16 protein-coding genes and 5 pseudogenes are annotated in these 18591 nt (G+C 33.5%); 6 read left to right on the forward strand and 15 right to left on the reverse strand.

Annotated features, from left to right (window positions below; all coding sequences use genetic code 11):
* The first annotated feature begins 242 nt into the window (after positions 1–242).
* A complete protein-coding gene (locus BG05_RS01235) occupies positions 243–458 on the forward strand; it encodes a spore germination protein (RefSeq protein ID WP_003193716.1) in 216 nt (71 codons plus the stop codon).
* A gap of 647 nt (positions 459–1105) precedes the next feature.
* Here the strand turns inward: BG05_RS01235 and BG05_RS01245 are convergent.
* Positions 1106–1333, reverse strand: a complete 228-nt coding sequence (locus BG05_RS01245; protein WP_003193712.1) for a DUF3947 family protein — start codon at positions 1331–1333, stop codon at positions 1106–1108.
* A 122-nt stretch (positions 1334–1455) separates the two neighbouring features.
* Here BG05_RS01245 and BG05_RS01250 point away from each other — a divergent pair.
* Positions 1456–2170: pseudogene (locus BG05_RS01250) on the forward strand (IS6 family transposase).
* A 210-nt stretch (positions 2171–2380) separates the two neighbouring features.
* Positions 2381–2563, forward strand: a pseudogene (locus BG05_RS28970) (topoisomerase DNA-binding C4 zinc finger domain-containing protein); the annotation flags it as partial.
* Positions 2564–3238: 675 nt separating this feature from the next.
* Here the strand turns inward: BG05_RS28970 and BG05_RS01260 are convergent.
* From BG05_RS01260 to BG05_RS01280, 6 genes and pseudogenes are all read right to left on the reverse strand, one after another.
* The gene (locus BG05_RS01260; protein ID WP_003193523.1) at positions 3239–4120 is read right to left on the reverse strand and encodes an IS3 family transposase; all 882 of its coding nucleotides are present in this window, start codon (positions 4118–4120) and stop codon (positions 3239–3241) included.
* Positions 4121–4128: 8 nt separating this feature from the next.
* The gene (locus BG05_RS01265; protein ID WP_002205012.1) at positions 4129–4425 is read right to left on the reverse strand and encodes a transposase; all 297 of its coding nucleotides are present in this window, start codon (positions 4423–4425) and stop codon (positions 4129–4131) included.
* A 204-nt stretch (positions 4426–4629) separates the two neighbouring features.
* Complete coding sequence (colA, locus tag BG05_RS01270; RefSeq protein ID WP_033734407.1) at positions 4630–7536, reverse strand: collagenase ColA; 2907 nt, start codon at positions 7534–7536, stop codon at positions 4630–4632.
* Between the two features lie 292 nt (positions 7537–7828).
* Positions 7829–8997 (reverse strand): annotated as a pseudogene (locus tag BG05_RS31380) (ABC transporter permease).
* Between the two features lie 58 nt (positions 8998–9055).
* The gene (locus BG05_RS32255; RefSeq protein WP_419761141.1) at positions 9056–9268 is read right to left on the reverse strand and encodes a CDI toxin immunity protein; all 213 of its coding nucleotides are present in this window, start codon (positions 9266–9268) and stop codon (positions 9056–9058) included.
* Positions 9269–9276: 8 nt separating this feature from the next.
* Positions 9277–9456: a CDI toxin immunity protein gene (locus BG05_RS01280; protein ID WP_002187481.1), complete on the reverse strand. Its 180-nt coding sequence runs from the start codon at positions 9454–9456 to the stop codon at positions 9277–9279.
* Positions 9457–10461: 1005 nt separating this feature from the next.
* On the opposite strand from BG05_RS01280, the pseudogene BG05_RS31385 reads away from it, so the two are divergent.
* Positions 10462–10710: pseudogene (locus tag BG05_RS31385) on the forward strand (hypothetical protein); the annotation flags it as partial.
* A 32-nt stretch (positions 10711–10742) separates the two neighbouring features.
* Here BG05_RS31385 and BG05_RS01290 read toward each other — a convergent pair.
* From BG05_RS01290 to BG05_RS01305, 4 genes and pseudogenes are all read right to left on the reverse strand, one after another.
* A complete protein-coding gene (locus BG05_RS01290; protein ID WP_033734405.1) occupies positions 10743–12557 on the reverse strand; it encodes an acyltransferase family protein in 1815 nt (604 codons plus the stop codon).
* Positions 12558–12915: 358 nt separating this feature from the next.
* Positions 12916–13215 carry an FtsX-like permease family protein gene (locus tag BG05_RS01295; RefSeq protein WP_321191413.1) on the reverse strand — a complete coding sequence of 100 codons (300 nt, stop codon included), beginning with the start codon at positions 13213–13215 and terminating at the stop codon, positions 12916–12918.
* A gap of 93 nt (positions 13216–13308) precedes the next feature.
* A complete protein-coding gene (locus BG05_RS30440) occupies positions 13309–13557 on the reverse strand; it encodes a hypothetical protein (RefSeq protein WP_158319343.1) in 249 nt (82 codons plus the stop codon).
* A 382-nt stretch (positions 13558–13939) separates the two neighbouring features.
* Positions 13940–14107: pseudogene (locus tag BG05_RS01305) on the reverse strand (Holliday junction resolvase RecU); the annotation flags it as partial.
* Between the two features lie 535 nt (positions 14108–14642).
* Here BG05_RS01305 and BG05_RS01310 point away from each other — a divergent pair.
* Complete coding sequence (locus tag BG05_RS01310; protein ID WP_003192818.1) at positions 14643–15524, forward strand: VanZ family protein; 882 nt, start codon at positions 14643–14645, stop codon at positions 15522–15524.
* Positions 15525–15831: 307 nt separating this feature from the next.
* Here the strand turns inward: BG05_RS01310 and BG05_RS01315 are convergent, their stop codons facing one another.
* Both BG05_RS01315 and BG05_RS01320 read right to left on the reverse strand, forming a co-directional pair.
* Positions 15832–16065 (reverse strand): hypothetical protein, encoded by a 234-nt coding sequence (locus BG05_RS01315; RefSeq protein ID WP_003192816.1) that lies wholly within the window; start codon positions 16063–16065, stop codon positions 15832–15834.
* A 67-nt stretch (positions 16066–16132) separates the two neighbouring features.
* Positions 16133–16840: an IS6 family transposase gene (locus tag BG05_RS01320; protein ID WP_041867964.1), complete on the reverse strand. Its 708-nt coding sequence runs from the start codon at positions 16838–16840 to the stop codon at positions 16133–16135.
* Between the two features lie 298 nt (positions 16841–17138).
* On the opposite strand from BG05_RS01320, the gene BG05_RS01325 reads away from it, so the two are divergent.
* Positions 17139–17498 (forward strand): hypothetical protein, encoded by a 360-nt coding sequence (locus BG05_RS01325; RefSeq protein ID WP_003193008.1) that lies wholly within the window; start codon positions 17139–17141, stop codon positions 17496–17498.
* A 285-nt stretch (positions 17499–17783) separates the two neighbouring features.
* On the opposite strand, the gene BG05_RS01330 is transcribed toward BG05_RS01325, so the two are convergent.
* Both BG05_RS01330 and BG05_RS01335 read right to left on the reverse strand, forming a co-directional pair.
* A complete protein-coding gene (locus BG05_RS01330) occupies positions 17784–17984 on the reverse strand; it encodes a helix-turn-helix transcriptional regulator (protein ID WP_016127818.1) in 201 nt (66 codons plus the stop codon).
* Positions 17953–18336 (reverse strand): DUF3796 domain-containing protein, encoded by a 384-nt coding sequence (locus BG05_RS01335; RefSeq protein ID WP_016127819.1) that lies wholly within the window; start codon positions 18334–18336, stop codon positions 17953–17955. The genes BG05_RS01330 and BG05_RS01335 overlap by 32 nt, the downstream gene beginning before the upstream one ends.
* Positions 18337–18591: the final 255 nt, after the last annotated feature.

Raw genomic sequence — 18591 nt, forward strand, 5'->3', positions numbered from 1 at the left:
ATTTCTTGTTCTACACATCTATACGTGTTTTGTGTATTATATAGTGGAAGAGTAAGGTAAGAGTTACTCTTTGCCATTTTAGGAAAGGTTCTGTTGGAGACAACAGGACCTTTTTTCGTAAAAGGATTATTTTGTTATGTTTTCTAACAAACTTCATTTCAAAATTTTCAGATCCAGTTGAACCTCTAGACGCATACACCATATACTAATTTAAATACTTCCTAATAAAGCAGGTGAAAACTATGCCATCTATTGTTGGAAATCTGGTTGTACAAAATAGTAACGGTTCTTTCAACTTAGGCGATTTTTACAACGTTTCTCCAAAGGAAAATACAAAAGCTTATAATGGTTCAGGTTCATCAAATGTTGCTTTTGTTGCCAACACATTTAGCGGTGTTAGTGCAACAAACACATTCGATTCTGATGTTGCAGACCAAAACCAAGTTGGAACAGTCTAAAATTACTCATTTCCTTCTACCTCCCTGAATAGAACCCAATATCCCGTCAATACTGTAGATACCCATTAAGTTACTTTCTCCTTGTTCCCACTTGGAGATGAGCAGTTAGCTTTTGCTAGCTGCTCTTTTTACGAATACTAATTAATTACCCCAAGCGTATTTCAGAAAAGCTTCATATGATATGGTGTATTCCTTTCTTTGAGAAAATGAATCTCGTCACGAGAGCACTTTTATAAAGTGCTCTTTTGGATTTTTAAATACTTATAAAATGAAATTTTATATTAACCTTCCTCATCCAACAAAAACAGTATAAGGTAATCTGTGCTATTTTCACGTTTTTTCGCATATGTCGGCGTAAACATATGTCTAAGCTAAGCTTCTATTTGTTCCTTTACTAATTTCCAAAAGTGTTCCTTCCGTTAGAAACTGATCACCTTTATATAGGGCATACACCCGCTTGTCCCATGGAATATGCATATTCATTCCCCTTTCCACTCAAATGAAGTTTTTATATTAATCTTTATCACACATTTAAAATTAAAAATCATATATTGAATACTAATTCATTAGACATCGATTATTTCTTAGAAGGGCGCTATTTACTTGCGCCCTTATTTAAATACTTAACTTCATTCCCCACATATTTTTTATAAATTGTATACAGTTCCATATGGAATCGTTGAAAAAGACATTCCATATGGTGTAATATGATGCATTGGGTAATAATACTCCATAGATGAATAATACGGTTGTATGCCTTGTTGCATTTGTTGTTGTATTTGCCATGCTTGTTGAACAGCTTGAATTGTACTTTCTGCCCCACTTAACGTTATAGGACGCTTTCTAATTTGGTTATTAAAATATGAATAAAGCATTATTATTCAACTCACTTCCATATAAATTATGGTTCTGGTGCAAAAACTTAAGGACAATTGCAATGAATCTATAAATCTTGGACATACTGTTACTATTACTTTAAAAAGGGTGCGTGATTGGTATGGAAAAGGAAAATGTATTCAAATGGAAGCATTATCAGCCTGATATTATTTTGTTAACGGTAAGATGGTACCTACGGTACAACCTCAGTTTTCGTGATTTGGTGGAAATGCTAGAAGAACGGGGTTTATCCATTTCTCATACAACGATTATGCGTTGGGTTCATCAGTATGGTCCTGAATTGGACAAACGAATCCGCCGTCACCTCAAACAAACAAATGACTCTTGGAGAGTCGATGAAACATATATCAAAGTAAAAGGTCAATGGATGTATCTGTATCGTGCTGTTGATTCGAAAGGAAACACAATTGATTTTTTCCTAAACAAAACAAGAGACCAGAAGGCTGCAAAGCGCTTTTTCAAGAAAGCTTTGCGGTCTTTTCATGTTTCAAAGCCACGTGTTATAACAGTCGATAAGAACCCGGCTTATCCTATAGCAATTGAACAGTTGAAAAAAGAAAAAAGAAAAAAGCATACCTGATGGTATGCAACTTAGACAACAAAAGTACTTGAATAACATAGTAGAACAAGATCATCGCTTTATAAAGAAGCGAATCCGTTCTATGCTAGGGTTCAAATGTTTTGACACAGCTACATCCATTCTTTCTGGAGTAGAAGCCATGCATATGATTAAAAAAGAGCAGCTTGATTTACGGGACCAGTCTGTCCAAAATCAGAAAGAATTCATCCATCAATTGTTTGGACTTGCAGCATAAGATACGATTCCGTTAGGAATATATGTGCTTTATTCTCCTGTATTTTATTTTTGCACCAGAATCAGTTTATCTAATATTTGTACTAAAACCTAAAAACAGTAAAATTGACATCTCCGGAGTAAAAATGTAAAAAATTCTTATTTTGGGGAACAATCAAATATGAAATTTATCTGCTAAATTCATTTATTAAGCTATTAATTTCCAGTCGGATTAAATAAAATCAACCCGGAGCATTCGGCCAAAGATGTATATCAGGGGATAGAACCTGCAGCACGGAAATGCCCAACATGTAAAAATCATTTATTCGTTCGAAATTCGAATAAAACAGGAAATAAGTTTTTTGGCTGTTCTCAATATTCCACATGTACACATACAGAACCAATAAATACATGAGCTGTGATGAAAATCCAGCTCTTTTTCATCTTTTTAAAAAATGCATAAAAAATTGAGCTTCAATCTAAAAATGACTTTTCAGATTTGTTTATTTTGGATTTTAATGGAGTGGTTAATACAATAAGTCATATTTGTTATAAAAACGTATGTAAAGGTAGATACAGACTTTAAATACGTTTTTAGGAAAAATAAAAAGGGAAAAGAATGATAAACATTCTTTTCCCTTTTTACCTACTAGAACTTTCATGTTCATTAACTTTTCGATACATCGAAAAATGCTAGAGAATTTATCCATTCTATTATAACAGTATAAAACATGATTTTAATATGAAATATTTCATATTAAAATGTATTGATGTAAGTTAATACATTTTAATATAATGAGAGTATAAGATTTACTATATCATAATATTAAAAAGGAGGAAATGATTATGGAAATCGCAATGGCAGTTTTAAAATTCGTAGGTGGAGCAATTCCATTAATTCAAGAACTTTTAAAAGCATTTATGTAAGTTTATTACGCCGCAATTATTTATAAAAATTATCAGACAAATGATCTGTATATCAAAAATAAATTGATTTGCAGATCATTTGTCTGATAAAATTTTAAACAAGAAAAAGAATCCCATAAATTGCAGTGACCCCTGTCAAGTAGACAGTATTTAAAAAGCGCAACTAAGCAACCTGAGTTCTATATTTATATGGACTCAGGTTATTTAATTTCTTTTGAAATCTTTGATGGTTATAAAAGTGCATATATTTACGCACGGCAAGTTTGACCTCATTCGCTTTATGGAAGGAGTGTAAATGAAAACACTCTGCCTTAAAGTGACTGAAGAAGTTTTCCATACAAGCATTATCCCAACAGTTGCCTCTTCGAGACATACTTGCCTTCATCTGATATTTTTTAAGTAATTGATTATATTGACGAGATGTATACTGGGACCCTTGATCACTATGTAAGAGGATTCCCTTCACATTTCGTTTTTTCTTTGCCTTTTTCAGTGTATCTAACACAAGTTTTAAGTCGTTTCTACGACTGGTTTCATAGGCAACAATTTCATTATTGTATAAATCCTTAATAGCGGATAAGTACAAGCGCTGTCCATTGAAAATCAAATAGGTAATATCGGTTACCCATTTCTCATTCGGTTTTGAAGCTTGAAACTCCCTATTTAGATGGTTCTCTGAAATCACATAAGCTTCTTTTTTTCCATAATAAGGTCGTTTTTTCCTAATTACGGCTTTGATACCTAGTTCACTCATCAATCTTTGGATGCGCTTATGATTCAAATGAAGGTTATATGTGGCTTTCAGCCACACTTGTATTCTTCTATATCCATAAATTTCTCTTAATTTTTTATGACACGCCAATATCTTTTTCTTAATTTCGATATCCTCTGATTGTTTTTTTGAAGGCGTCGTATGCCGTTTTATCCAGTTGTAGTACCCACTTCTGGTTACACCAGCAATATCGCATAGAATGGTCACTGTATAACCTGTTTTTGTCATTTCATGGATGACTTCGAATTTTTTCGTTTTGGATACGACTTTCATTCCTCCTTTTACATCCCTAAGAGCTTTTTTAACATTTCATTTTCCGCTTCTAATCGTCGGATCTTAGCTTCAGGATCTTCGGGTCTAACCCTTGGTCTACCTAAACCTGGTCCTTTCGCTTTCCCGCGTTTTTCTTCTAGTCCTTTGATTCCTTCAGCCTCAAAGTGTTTCACCCAGCGACTTACAACCGAGTGATGAATACCTAATTCTTTCGCAATGGTTTTATAGCTCATGCCTTCTTTTAAGTATAAATCTATAGCTTTTTTCTTAAATTCTACATCGTAAGTGACTCTAATTTTTCCCATAAAAAAATCCCCTCCATAGTAAACAGGTTAATGTGCTTTCTTTTTCCTGTCTACTATAAGGGGATCATATCAAATCATAAGGGATTCTTTTTTATTTCATTCAATTTTTTCTCGAATATTACATTATTCTTTGTTAAACAAATAATCAAGGAACAACAACAGTCTCTTATTCATTACGGTTCGTCGTGATATAATTAAATGAAGTTATTTTACTACTAATGAGTATGTTCCCTTTCCGTTTTCCTTTTCAAAAAATGAGACTAAATAATACTTCCCAGGTTTCGCTTCAAATTTCCCTTTTATATTATTTCCATCCGCTTGGCCCGTAATAACAGGATGTTCTAAATCTGATTCGTGATATACATCCCATTGTATCCCAATTCCCTGTTCATCTATAAAAGAAATATCTACTTCTTTTGGAGATGTGACATTGAATGTGTGCATATACGCCAAATTCGGACGATCCATATTTCCTTTTGAAAGCTTATTAAAACGAATTACCTTTGCATTTTGATAGTTATGACCTGCTGGCTCATCCTGTTTTACGGTAACCGATGTTTGTCCTCGGCCTACTTTTCCTTTATTATCTTTCACTGTTAGCTTTGCAGTATATGTTCCCTCTTTTCCATATACATGAGTAGGATTTGCTTCTGTACTTGTTGTACCATCCCCAAAATTCCAGAGATAAGAAACAATTTTTCCACCTGTGCTTTCTGTACCATCGCTATGAAACTCAACTTTTTCATTTAATATTTCATTGTACGGTCCATTCATATTTACTTTAACAGTCTGTTTTTCTTCTTCTCCCGTTGCAACACCATGGAATACAACATCATATTCAAATTGATTTTTCGCATTCACACGATAATTAACAAAATACGCTGTAACTGTTTTGTAGCCGCTCCATTCTTTTTGCGCTAACTGTTCTAAAGATTGATTGATTTTCTTGCTCATCGTTTTCCAATCCTCAGATTCTCCTTTTGTTACGCCACCTGTATATGTCCCTTCTAATGTAAACGTATCAAAAAATTGAGACTTATGCTTTGTAATCGTTGCATCTTTTATCTTTGCTACATCTGTAATGTCTTTCTTTACATCAGCTAGTGGCTTTAGTGAAGGGGTAGCTAAATAATCATCTGATACTTGCGGAGTATTATATGTACCCTGATTATCAATTAACTGCTTCATATAGTCTTGGTATCCTTTATTTAAATTTGGATCCTTACTTAAAGCTTCACGATATGCATCATAATTCTTCACATCATTTGCACGAATTAAATCTTGAATCTTATCGAAAGTTTCAAATTGATGAGTATATAAGTAAGACTGCAGTGCAAAAGAATAATTATAAAAGTCCCATTTTTCGTCTCCTTCTCCTTCTCCATATTTCGAAAATAATGTTCGTTCTGCTGTATAACGTTTCGCAGGATCAGATGATAATCCACTAATTATACTTTTGCGCGGAACAACATTATTCGTACGAGTAGATCCTGCAAAAAATTCTGCATTTCCTTCTTCAAACCAAGTCAAACGTTGATCTTGATACATTTCTCCTTGTCCCCATGATCCTAGAACTTCGTATCTTCCCTGTAAATAGTGTGTAAATTCATGACGGAACAATTCTTCCAAACTATAACGACTTTGCTGCGGTGTACGCTCAAATGTAAAGAACGTTCCGATTCCTTCAATATAAATTCCACCATTATTCGTATCATATCCATATAGTTGGCTATTTCGTTTATATTCATCTGGATTATTATAAATGACGATTGTCAGTACATCATCAGCTTTCCCTGATTCTAACGCTCCATCTTTTCCAATTACACGATGATACTGCGCTTTTACTTCTTTTGCAGCCCAATATAGTTTCTTAACCTTTTCTTCCGTTACTTTATCTCCTGTTTTAAATACAATAGAGCCGTCATCGAATGTATACGTTTTTGGTAAGTACTGCTGCTGGCCTTCTTCACGTATTTTCTTGAAATCTACTGTATTTCCGTTATAATCTTTACCACCATAGTTTGTTGAAATTTGCTCTACCGCATTAAAATAAGCCTCACTTAAACGAGGGTACATATGCATTGCTTGTGTAAGTACTTCTAAAGGTTTATTTGGATTACTATGGAAATTCCCTAAACGACCAGTATAATATATACCATTATTAATTAACCATTTATTTTCTGTTGTTAGATGGTTCAAAAGAGCCATTCGACTAACTTCATTTATGTAACCATCAATTTTCCCATACCATATTGTTTCATCCGCTTTTTTACGTGTCTCAAACAGGTAAGACTGTATATCATCATCAATCCCTTGTATAAGCTCAAACAAGGCGTCCCCTTTCTTCTTATCACTTATATATGTGGAAATATTATCGTTATATTGCTTTAATATATTCGCCGCATATTGAACTGTTTCAGCATCACAAGAAGCGTTTCTAATTAATTTACCGTATGCAGATACCACTGCATCCTGTTTATCTGTACCAAATTTAAAATTCGGATTTTTTGCAATTGCTTTTAATGCAGGTAAACATTTATCATGAAAGCTTCGCTCATTTAAATAGCTTACCTCTTTATTATTAAAGCCTACATAAGATATGGAACGTAATACTTCAGCAAACGTCTCAATCCCTTTTGTATCATCTTTTGTAAATGTGCTTCCACGACGACCTAATTCATCAATAATAACCTGTATTCGCTCTTTATTCTGATAAAACTCTTTTGTTTCTTGATTAAATTGATCTAAATCTGTAATTTGATTCCAACTAATACTTGCCAATGTATCGATGAATTCGTCATTACTCATTCTATTCAGCTCTGCCACAGAATACTTTTGCTGAAATTGTTTTGCCGCTGCTCGTTTCACGACCGGAGCTGGACGTTGTGAAAAATCGCCTACTTTTAAACGTTCTTCATAAGACAATGTTTCGTCTGCTTTTGTAGAATGTGCAATTTCATCTGTTGAAGTTTCTATCCCAATTGGTTTCTTTTGTAACACATTATAAGGTGTGTTTTCTTCCGCTGATACTTGTGTTTGGATACTTCCAAATGATAAGGCCATTGTACTAATACCGAGCATCATTTGGGTAAACCTTGATTTCTTGTTCATAACATTTCCTCCATTTATATATTACATTCAATAAATAACATATTATCTCGATGAAATAATGTAAAATGCAATATTGCATATTCTTTCTTTGTACATTTCTGTATACGGTAATGTTGAACAAAAAATCATAAAATGCCTCCTATTTTTGTGTTTAAAAACCTTGTAAATTTATGTGTGTTCGGATAAACATACCTTTGCAAACAAAAAAGAATCCCAAAAGGAACGAGGGATTCTTTTTTGTTTTATCTTTTTATCAGAACCACATTAAATAAAGAGCTTTCTACTAATAAACTTATTCATAACGAAGGGCTTCAATTGGATCTAATTTTGCTGCTTTGTTCGCTGGAATCAACCCGAAAATAATACCAAGTCTCATAGAGAATAACACACCGCCAACGACTACTTGCCATGAAACAAGTGGTGGCCATTTTGCAAATGTTGACACAATATATGCCCCTCCATAACCGAGGCCAATTCCAATTAGTCCCCCAAGAAGCGTTAACATAACAGCTTCAATTAAGAACTGTAGTAAGATTTTACTACGCGTTGCTCCAAGTGCTTTACGTACCCCAATCTCACGAGCACGCTCTGTTACAGATACAAGCATAATGTTTATAACACCGATACCACCAATAATCATCGTCATGATATTTGTCATTTTAGAAATACCCTCTTGAATTTCTTTTAAGTTTAGTACCTCATATTTACCTGTAAACTCACTTTGCTTACGACTATTTAATACATCAGCTGCTTTCTTTCCAGCGGCATCTAAATTATCGATTTTTTTAGCTTGGACAGAAATACTTTGAATTTCATCTGTTCCATACAACGTTGGCCATAACGTTAATGAAATAACGCCTCGGAATCTCCCATTCCCATAAATCCACCTGTAGCTTCATATACACCAACGATTTGCATTGGTTGGCCTTTCATCTCAATGATTTTTCCAATGGGATTCTCTTTTTCAAATATCCTTTTTTTTAAACCCGCGCTAATCATGACAACATTATTTCCTTGTTCAATATCTGTATCATTTAAAGAACGACCTTTTTTCACCTTAACTTTATTTACAGCAAAGTATTCATCGTCTAGCCCTTTTATATTTACCATTTCTTTTTTATCATTAACATCTAGTGTTTCCATATTTGAATTTGTCTTAATTACATGTACAATCTCTGGAATCTTCTTAATTTCAAGAATATCTTCTTCTGTCAATTTCGGTTGTCCTATTGATTCCATACCGGATGAATCATTCATGTTGGCCTTATACTGAATAGAAATCACACTATTTCCAGAACCAACAAATTGTGATTTTAATGCAGCTTCCCCGCCCTGTCCAATCGCAACAACGGTAATAATAGAACCTACACCGATAATAATCCCAAGCATTGTAAGGGCTGAGCGCAGCTTATGAGCTAGAATAGAAGATAGGGCAATTTTGATACTATCTAGTAAACTCATACCGCACACCTTCTGTCTTCTGTAATTTTTCCATACTGATCACGCACCTTTTTTAGAATCATACTATCAGTATGTCCAAGTTTAGGAGATTACTTGCAATAGTCTTGAAATTTTCGCACCAGAACCCATATATCCAAGTATCAAAGCTAACCGCATTAACATCGTCTATTACTTCGAAAACCTTATCTAAGTCTGTCTTACTAATTGGTAATTTCCCTTCATCCCAAATTAAATAAACCTTCTTATTATATTCATCGTAACAACTATTCAAATATGAAATTATTCATCAATTGTATTTATTTCAATGCACTGAGTTATTTTTGACCATTCAATACGTCCCCCTTGTGTAATATAAAAATTAGTTTCAAAATTTATAAGAACCATTTCTCTTTCTTCTTTAGATAAGATTCTTATATTCTGTCCCAAAGTTTCAATACATTCCTCTAACAATGTTCCCATACTATCACCTACTTGTTTAAATAATTTAATAATGATATATAAGTTTCTTCGTTCCCCTCAAGTCGAACCTTTTTATCGGGTTGTAAAGAGATATGAGGAAAAGGGAGTGAAATAAATAATCGTATACAACCACTCTCTTATTATATATATGTTCTGTTTGTGAACATATAAAAAGGGAAAAGAATTATAAAAATCCTTCTCCCTTTTTACCTACTGGAACTTTCATAATCATTAGCTTCGCAGTACATCGAAAAATGCTGTAGAATTTACCTTTTCTATCATAACAATATAAGCCGTCTTTTAATGTGCAATATTGTATATTAAAATAAACTGCTATCTATATAAGCACTTACTATAATGAGAGTATAAAGATTCATAATATCTTAATATAAAAAAGGAGGAAATGATTATGGAAATCGCAATGGCAATTTTGAAATTTGTAGGTGGAGTACTTCCATTCGTTCAAGAACTTTTAAAAGCATTTATGTAGGCTTATCATTTAGCAATTATTTATAAGAATTATCATACAAATGATCTGTATATCAAAGATGAATTGATGTGCAGATCATTTGTGTGAGCAAACTTTAAACAAGAAAAAGAATCCTAGAAACCATAAGGGATTCTTTTTCTTTATGTAATTAAGGCTATAACATTTTTTCTACCGATAATGGGACGTTATGTTAACTTTACATGGATGTCCTATTCATCCAAATTTGCACAAAATTGTCCTTGCTGATGGTACAATTAGAGGGTTCTGGTGCAAACCTCGAATGCTGTCAAAATATACACAAAAATATGAGAGTAATTACGAACGTTCAATCTTTACAAAGTATAAAAATACGGATTTTTATATTGATTTCCGAACAACTCATTCTCATGAGAATATAACATTCATGTTGGATTATCTACGTAATCATTTTTGCACCAGAACCAAAAATAAGCCCAAAGAATTAAATAATTCTTTGGGCTTATTTTTAAAGTTAGGAAGTTACATTCTTTCTTCCTATAAATAATCTCACAGAACAGGACCAGCGACATGTAAAGCGACAGACACTTTTCCAAATCCGCAGGATTTCTAAACATTCGTCATGCCTCACGTATAGTAAAAGGCATCGAAACCATTCATGCCCTGTATAAAAAAGACGGAGTCTTCAACCAAACTTCGCTTTTTCGACGTATAATGAATTACAGAAATTATTGATGACTGCAAAAAATTTGTCTTCCTCAACCATAGATCTTTTACATTTCAGTTAATTTTGCAAAAGAAGTTAATAAAATATATCTAATTATTGATTCACCGCTTTGGCTACAAGTGCTGCGTATGCTTCTGCACCTACTTTGGTTAAATGCACACCATCAGGTGCAAAGTAGTCTCCCTTTCCAGCACTTGCTGCATACCAATCTACTAGAGTTATATTCGGATATTCAGATGTTGTCGCTTTTAATCTCTCATTCACGATTGATTCCCACGGACGTGGTACCCTCGTATTAATAAATATCATTTTACGTTCATTCCCAATTAAATTTATTAATGATACAAGTTGCTCCGTAGTAAAGGCTCCATTTGTACCTAGCCCAATAATGACATAGTTTCCTAAATTCCCTTCATTCTTTAACTGTTCAACTATAGGAATCGCTTTTGACAGCTGGCGACCAATCTGTGCATCAATCCTAATATCAGGAAAAGTATTTTTTAAATATGGAGCAATATCAATCATAACGGAATCGCCTATCGCTGTAATGCTGGGAGAATTTTTAGGTTGCGCAGAATCTACTTCTTTTGATTCTTCTTGATTCTTGGGCGTCTCTTGAATTGGATTTTCCCAAACTGCAACTGGATGTTTCGCCGGTTGTGTTTGTACTGCTTCCACCTTATCTAGTTGCGGATTCTCCTTGGCCTTACTAACTTTTGATAACCCAAAGACGGCTATCGACGAAACGAATACTGCACAAATTAAAGCTAACTTAACACCTAAAGCGACATTTTGAAGTCTTAAATTCTTAAACTGAATATTTCGAAGCGCACCTTGTCGGATTGGTTTTTCAATATACTTCCATGAAATTTGCGCAATCATTATAATGAGAAGAAATTGAAGAATTGCTCTTATTAGTGAAAAATCCCCAGTATTTACTTTTGGAGTCGTCAATGTAAGAATTGGATAATGCCAAAGATATATGCCATACGACCTTATTCCTATCCAACGTAAAGGTCTAAATCGTAAAAATTGAGCGATACGGCTCGCTGGATGAGCAAGATTTGCCACTAACAATGCTGTTGCAATTGATAAGAGAACCATTCCTCCATTGTATAGAAACGGATCATATTGATTCGTCTTCCAAAACATAAGCAATATAATAATAAGAGCAGTTCCTCCCACTACATCAAGAATGAGACGCGCCTTTGGAATAATTTTATTTGCAAGCCTATTGCTTGGCCAAAGTAAGGCAAGTGCCGCTCCAATAAGTAAAGAAAAGGCCCTCGTATCTGTGCCATAATAAATTCTGCTCGGATCAGTTCCAGGTTCATACAAAATTGCCATCGCTAAAGCTGAAGCAACAGCTCCCAGACAAATCAATAAAATCATACGGGATTGTTTTTTTATGTGGTAAAGTCCTAAACTAATGATAAACGGCCAAACAGCATAGAATTGTTCCTCAACTGCTAACGACCAAAAATGATTCAATGGAGAAAGCTGGTTAAAATTATCAAAGTACGATAATTTATGATAAATATACCACCAGTTACTAACATAAAATAACGCCGCTAATGAATCTCCACGCATTTTCTCAAGTAAAGAGCTATGAAAAATCGTAATCCAGGCCAACGTTATAACGAGCATAACAAACATTGCTGGAAGCAATCTCCTTGCCCTACTAAGCCAGAATTTCTTCAAATCAATTCTCTTATTTCTCTTCCACTCCATCGCTAGAATATCTGTAATTAAATAACCTGAGAGTACAAAAAATACAGTAACCCCTAAAAATCCTCCAGGCATCCAATTAAAATTAATATGATACAAAATAACACCTAGTATAGCTAGGCCCCTTAGACTGTCTAATCCAACCATATAACGACTATTTTTTTTAAAAGGTTTAGTCACCTACAATCACCTCTATTTCTTGGAAATTAGGTAAATAATAGCGGTATAAAATGCTATTAATTTCCTAAAATCGTATAAGCTAAACTATTACAAACATCATTTGGGAAGGCTCTCTTTTTTATAATAACATGCACAGCAACTAACACTTTATCACTTTATCACTTTATATGGTAGTTAAATTTTCTCGATCCACACTGAATAGTCCCTTATAAGCCCCATACAAGTAATAAATTATTACAAAAACAAAAAAAACGAGCTGAATTCCCCATAAATAACTGTAGAGATATAAAATTTTCACTTTTTGGATATTTCAAAATTTTAGCTCGATGGGCATGTAGCGGTACCCCTAATGAATTTTTTACTTTCTTAGTGCCTCAGCAGGCTCAGTATTAATAAGCTTATAACTTGCTGTTATGCTGATCACGATAACAATAATTGCTGTTACTAAAATGGAAAGAAACATTTGAAGTATCGTGATAACTAAACCAAGATCAAAAGCAATACTGATAAAATATGTGAAACTAATTAGAAAAGCATTAAAAACAGACGCCATTCCCGATAACAATACATTTTCACTGAGTATCATTCTTCGTATTGCGCCTTTACTAAAACCTAGTGCAGATAGTAGCCCCAATTCTCTATATCTTGAATTTTGCAACTTAACAAGCAGAATGATGCTGATAAAGAGACCTATTGCTAAAATCAGAATGGATACTATTAAAAACAGGCGGTTAAGGCTATTAAAGGTGCTTTACAAGGCCGCAACTTCGCTTGAAATATTTTTACTATCTATATCTTTTACTTTCAGCATTTTGTTCACAGAAACAATATCATCGAAACTTATCACATCATAGCTAATTGAATAACATTTTTTATCCTTGATATTCTTATAAAACTCCTGATCAACGTCAGAGATTACAATGAAATCATCATAACCAGCATTAAAGATACCGCTAATCATTATAGGAGATTTGAATTCAAATGCTAGTGGAACCAGCACACCAACATACGGGAATTTTATCAATGCTGGATTTCGAGATGTTTGGATACAGGTGGGTAAATGAAAAGGACTTACCTGTTGCCAGGGTTCTGATCTATTGAATGCCGCGTCCTCTCTAAACAAAAGAATAGATTTTATTTTGTTAAAAAACGGTTGGAACCCAATTATGGCGGATGTGGTAGGAGAAGAACAGCATGACAGAACGTCAACCGCTCTCTGGCCGTCCGATCACGCTGGAGTAGTGGTTAGCTTGGTACTTCCCTCCTAAAAAAAGGCTATCTTAAAAGACCCTGATAAATAAAGGATACAATCAGGGAAATATGAATAACGATAATCTGCACTCCTATAAAACAGATTATCTATCTAATCGTGTAGGATTCTCTGTAGTTTTTGCTTCATAGAATCCATTTAATACACGGCCACCTTTACTTTTTAACACCTTCACAGGAGTCGGACGCTTGTTTATAAGCGCTACTCCCCCTCGTTGATACATTTCATTCGCTAGATTAATATGCATTTCAAATGCCATACCACGGTTTCCTAGTCCCATTGTTATTCCTCACTTTCCACTTATAATTTTCTATTTCAATTGAATATGCAATATCCCATATTTATTTATTGTAATATCAATTTATTAACTATCATTTAATAGCGCATCATTAATATTCATTGATAAATCAACATTTGTAATTTGATTCCTTATATTAAGCTCTGATAAAATACTTTTAAACACTTTATTCAAATGTTTACATTGGGATTTATTGTTATACAAAGCTATACGTTTTTTGTGTATTATATAGCAGAAGAGTAAGGTAAGAGTTACTCTTTGCCATTTTAGGAAAGGTTCTGTTGGAGACAACAGGACCTTTTTTCGTAAAAGGATTAGCTTACTTTTAAAAACTTTGCAACAGAACCGAATTACTACTTACGCCAATATAGTTTTATTGTTATATTTAAAATATGAGAATTTGTGAAATTATCAATACGAACAATTATTAGTAATAGGAGGTTTTATTATCAAAGGAAAACATCGTAACATTACCCTCGCAATATTAGGACTATATTCCGTTCTGATTCTCTACTTTATGTTCCTTGGTTTCGATAGATTGGGATTAAAATATATTAATCATGAATATGAATTCCAGTTAATTCCGAGTAGTATTCCTTTGAGCTTGCCAAATATGGTAGATAGAGAAGATTTTAATCTATGGTTTTTTAATTTTGGAAATTTAACAGCATTCATACCTTTTGGGGTATTAATTCCTATGTTATATCGTTGTAGCTTTATTAGATTTATTACTTCATTCTGTATTTCTATTCTTATACTAGAAGTACTACAAATGGTTACTTTTCTTGGTGGTTTTGACATTGATGATGTAATTGTGAATGCAATGGGTGCTACGATAGGATTTTGTGCCTATAAAATAGGATTTCGCTCTAATAATACTTTGAAAAACTTTATTATTACAGGTGTAATAGCATTTATCTTGACATTAGGAGTACTTGTAGTTGTAGGTGAAATTAATAAATCATTAGAAAAGGAACAACAATCCCCCAAAAATGGAACCGTTATAGCGCTAAATCAACTGACAGAAAGTACTGGATATGTACCGAATGTTAACAATTCCACTAGCTTTGAAGTGGCTCATAAAAAAATTGAACCTAAATTAAATATGTTTAGTAGTAAAGGGACAAATTCTCAGCAATTTAAATACTTGCTAAAAGGTAAGTATGCAAAACTTTCGGGATATCTCGGTATCCCTGATAGTGCGAGCAAACATTCCGGTAAGATAATTTTTTCTATTGATGGAAAAGATGTACAAACCATTCGATTTTCTGAAGAAAGCATATCTACATCCACAAGTTCCTTTAAGATAGAGTTTGCTAAAGCAAATGAACTTAGTATTAAATTTATTGATACAGATGCATTGCTATGGGATGTCAAGCTTACAGAATGGAAAAAATAATGAATTGAATTCCACTAGTTTAGATACTAGCGGATTAAATCTCTGGTTTAATACTACAAATGGTACAAACTTACCTGGGGCTATAGTCTCAGGTGTTTTTTGTTCGTTGTGTTCGTTTGTTTTGTTACCCCTTATCATCCCTTAACAACAAATAAGACGATAAACCGATCACGGCAGCGCCTAAAATAGCCATTCCTATACACATGTATGTTATAACCTTATCAAATGTCCATTTTTTTCAGTTTCACATTCATTGTGTAATTTCTACAAAATAAAAATGAAAGCACCCGAATGGATGCTTTCATTTTTATTTCATATAACCATTACTATCGAAGTAATATGTTACCCCGTCAATTACCCTTGATTCATTTGTTGCAAGTCCATAATTTCCAGGAATCCAATACATCCATTTCCCATTAGCAGACGACTGTTCCCAACCTTCTTTCCTAACTAGCTTTCCACCAGGGTTGAATAAGTACCATCTACCGTCTATCTTCAACCAAGGGCTATTATTATCACAAGGAGCAGATGGGTCAAACATAAGGGTTCTGGTGCAAATACTTAGGAAAGATATAAAGAGGCGAAAAGTTTCCTAGTGGAATCTAGTCTTAAGCAACAATTCCAAATAGTTGATGGATGAACTTCACTTGATTTTGGACAGACTTGTCCAGTAAAATAAGTTGCCCTTTTTTTACCATATGCATAGCTTCTATTCCAGAAATAATGGATGTAGCTGTGTGGAAGGATTTCAATCCTAACATCGAACGAACTCGCTTTTTAATAAATCGATGATCTTGTTCCACTATATTATTGAGATAGTTAGCTTGCCTTAGTTGCATGCCTTCAGGCATATGTTTCTCTTCTTTCAACTCTTGAATCGCTACAGGATAAGCAGGGTTCTTATCTACTGTTATCACGCGAGGTTTAGAAACATACGAAAAAGCCAAGGCTTTCTTGAAAAAACGCTTGGCTGCTTGTTTATCTCTTGATTTACTTAGATAAAAATCAATTGTATAACCCTCTGAATCAACTGCACGATATAAATACATCCATTGACCTTTTACTTGAATATAGGTTTCATCGACTCTCCACGAGTCATTTGTTGATTTAAGATGATGTCGCACTTTCTCTTCTAATTGAGGTCCATATTGATGAACCCAGCGCATAATTATTGTGTGAGCAATTGATAATCCTCTTTCCTCCATCATTTCCACCAGGTTACGGAAGCTCAAATTGTACCGTAGGTACCACCTTACTGTTAATAAGATGAGTTCAGGCTGATAATGCTTCCATTTAAATAAATTTTCTTTTTCCATACTGATCACGCACCTTTTTTAGAGTCATACTATCAGTATGTCCAAGTTTAGGAGATTACTTGCAAGAGTCTTGCGATTTTTGCACCAGAACCCGTTTTGGAGTGTTTGCACCAGAACCTTTTTTTGTAAAACTTACTACAACAAATATATGAATATCTTTGACTGTTTTTGTAATTTATTGTAAAATAATATACATATAAAGGTATTTTAGGGGAAATATAGAAATAGTATGCCTTTCAGCTTTTAAAGGGCTAAAGCATATCCTTTTTGTTATTTAAAGGGGGAGAAAGAAAAAAGTATGAAGGATTTAAAAAGAAAAAGTATGTATGTTTTATTAATAGTTATAGCAATTATGGGGTTAAGTGCTTGTGGTAAAGATCCATCAGATGATTTGCAATCTAAAAAGTGGAATGTCGTTGCTACCAATGGCGAATCATATACAGCAGAATTCGCTAAAAATACGGTTTCTTTCAAGATAGGAGCTTTCACAAGAGGGTTTACATATAAAATTAACAAAGATGAAATTAGTTTAGAAGAAGATGGGAAAGAGCCAATTGTATTTGAAATTAAAAAAGATGGTGATGAATATAAATTTAAGGCAACGACTCCAGCTATTAAAAAGAAATTTGGAGATTTGACGTTATCACCAAGTAAATAGTAAATGAAAAGTCGAGATAAAACTCTGTAATAATTTTACAGAGTTTTTTGTTTGGAATTATTTAAGTAATTTTTACGGTGATACTGTTGCTTTGAAATAAAGTTTAATTATAAATGTTGATGGAAGCTCGATTTAGCAATACTTAAAAGGAAACCTTTTTTGAACAAAGATTGGTCAAAATGGTTTCCTTAGCTATAAGGACTGATTTAGTTTTTATAAAAAAGATGGATCAAAACTCATGGACATATCTATTACAAAAGTTTACTTACTTGTACTAGAATTAAACTAGTCTTCAAACCAAAATAACACTTCAATGGGTGCTTTTAAAACTTGTGCAATATCGTAAGCCAATTTTAATGAAGGGTTATATTTTCCGTTTTCGAGATTACCAATTGTTTCTCTTCTAACTCCAACCTTATTAGCTAAATCTTCTTGGGACATATTTAACTTTACCCTATATTCTTTCATCCGAGTAATCAGCGTCATCCTGCATCCCTTTCTTTTCTCTACGTTCAAATATTTCTAAATTAATTAGAAAAGTTCCTAACGGTATTAAAGTTGAAAGTGCAACAAATAAACGAATTACATGTACATTTTCAAAAATAGAAACACTTAAGAGTAGTATACTACCAGATACTAGTGTTACAAAAAATGCCCTTGTAGCGGCCATGCGAACATGCAGCATAAAAAGCTCATCTGGTATAACTTTTGCGTATAAAAAGAAGAAAAAGAAAAGGAAATAGTAGTAAGGCGAAAACGAATTTTCACTAAAGAATGAGAAAGGTGCCAAAAACCCTAAAAAACCAATAAACCCTAAGTAAGCTAATTTGTTCTTCATATAAGATCTCCCTTGTGATATATTTCGCTCTTTATGTGATAAATATATCACATAAAGAGCGAAATAAAAAGGAAATGAAACGGTACAACTTTTTTTATAAACAATTAATCTTTTTTCAAAGCTACAACCGCTAAAGGAAACATAACTTTGCCGGAAATCACATGTTTTTGTGTAGCCTTGAAATTTGTTTCGGCTTTATAAAAAAGTTTGATCATTTTCTGCCTGTATTGCTCCATAATCGCGCCCGATTGATCT

The organism is Bacillus mycoides (assembly GCF_000832605.1).
GTDB classification, from domain to species: domain Bacteria; phylum Bacillota; class Bacilli; order Bacillales; family Bacillaceae_G; genus Bacillus_A; species Bacillus_A mycoides.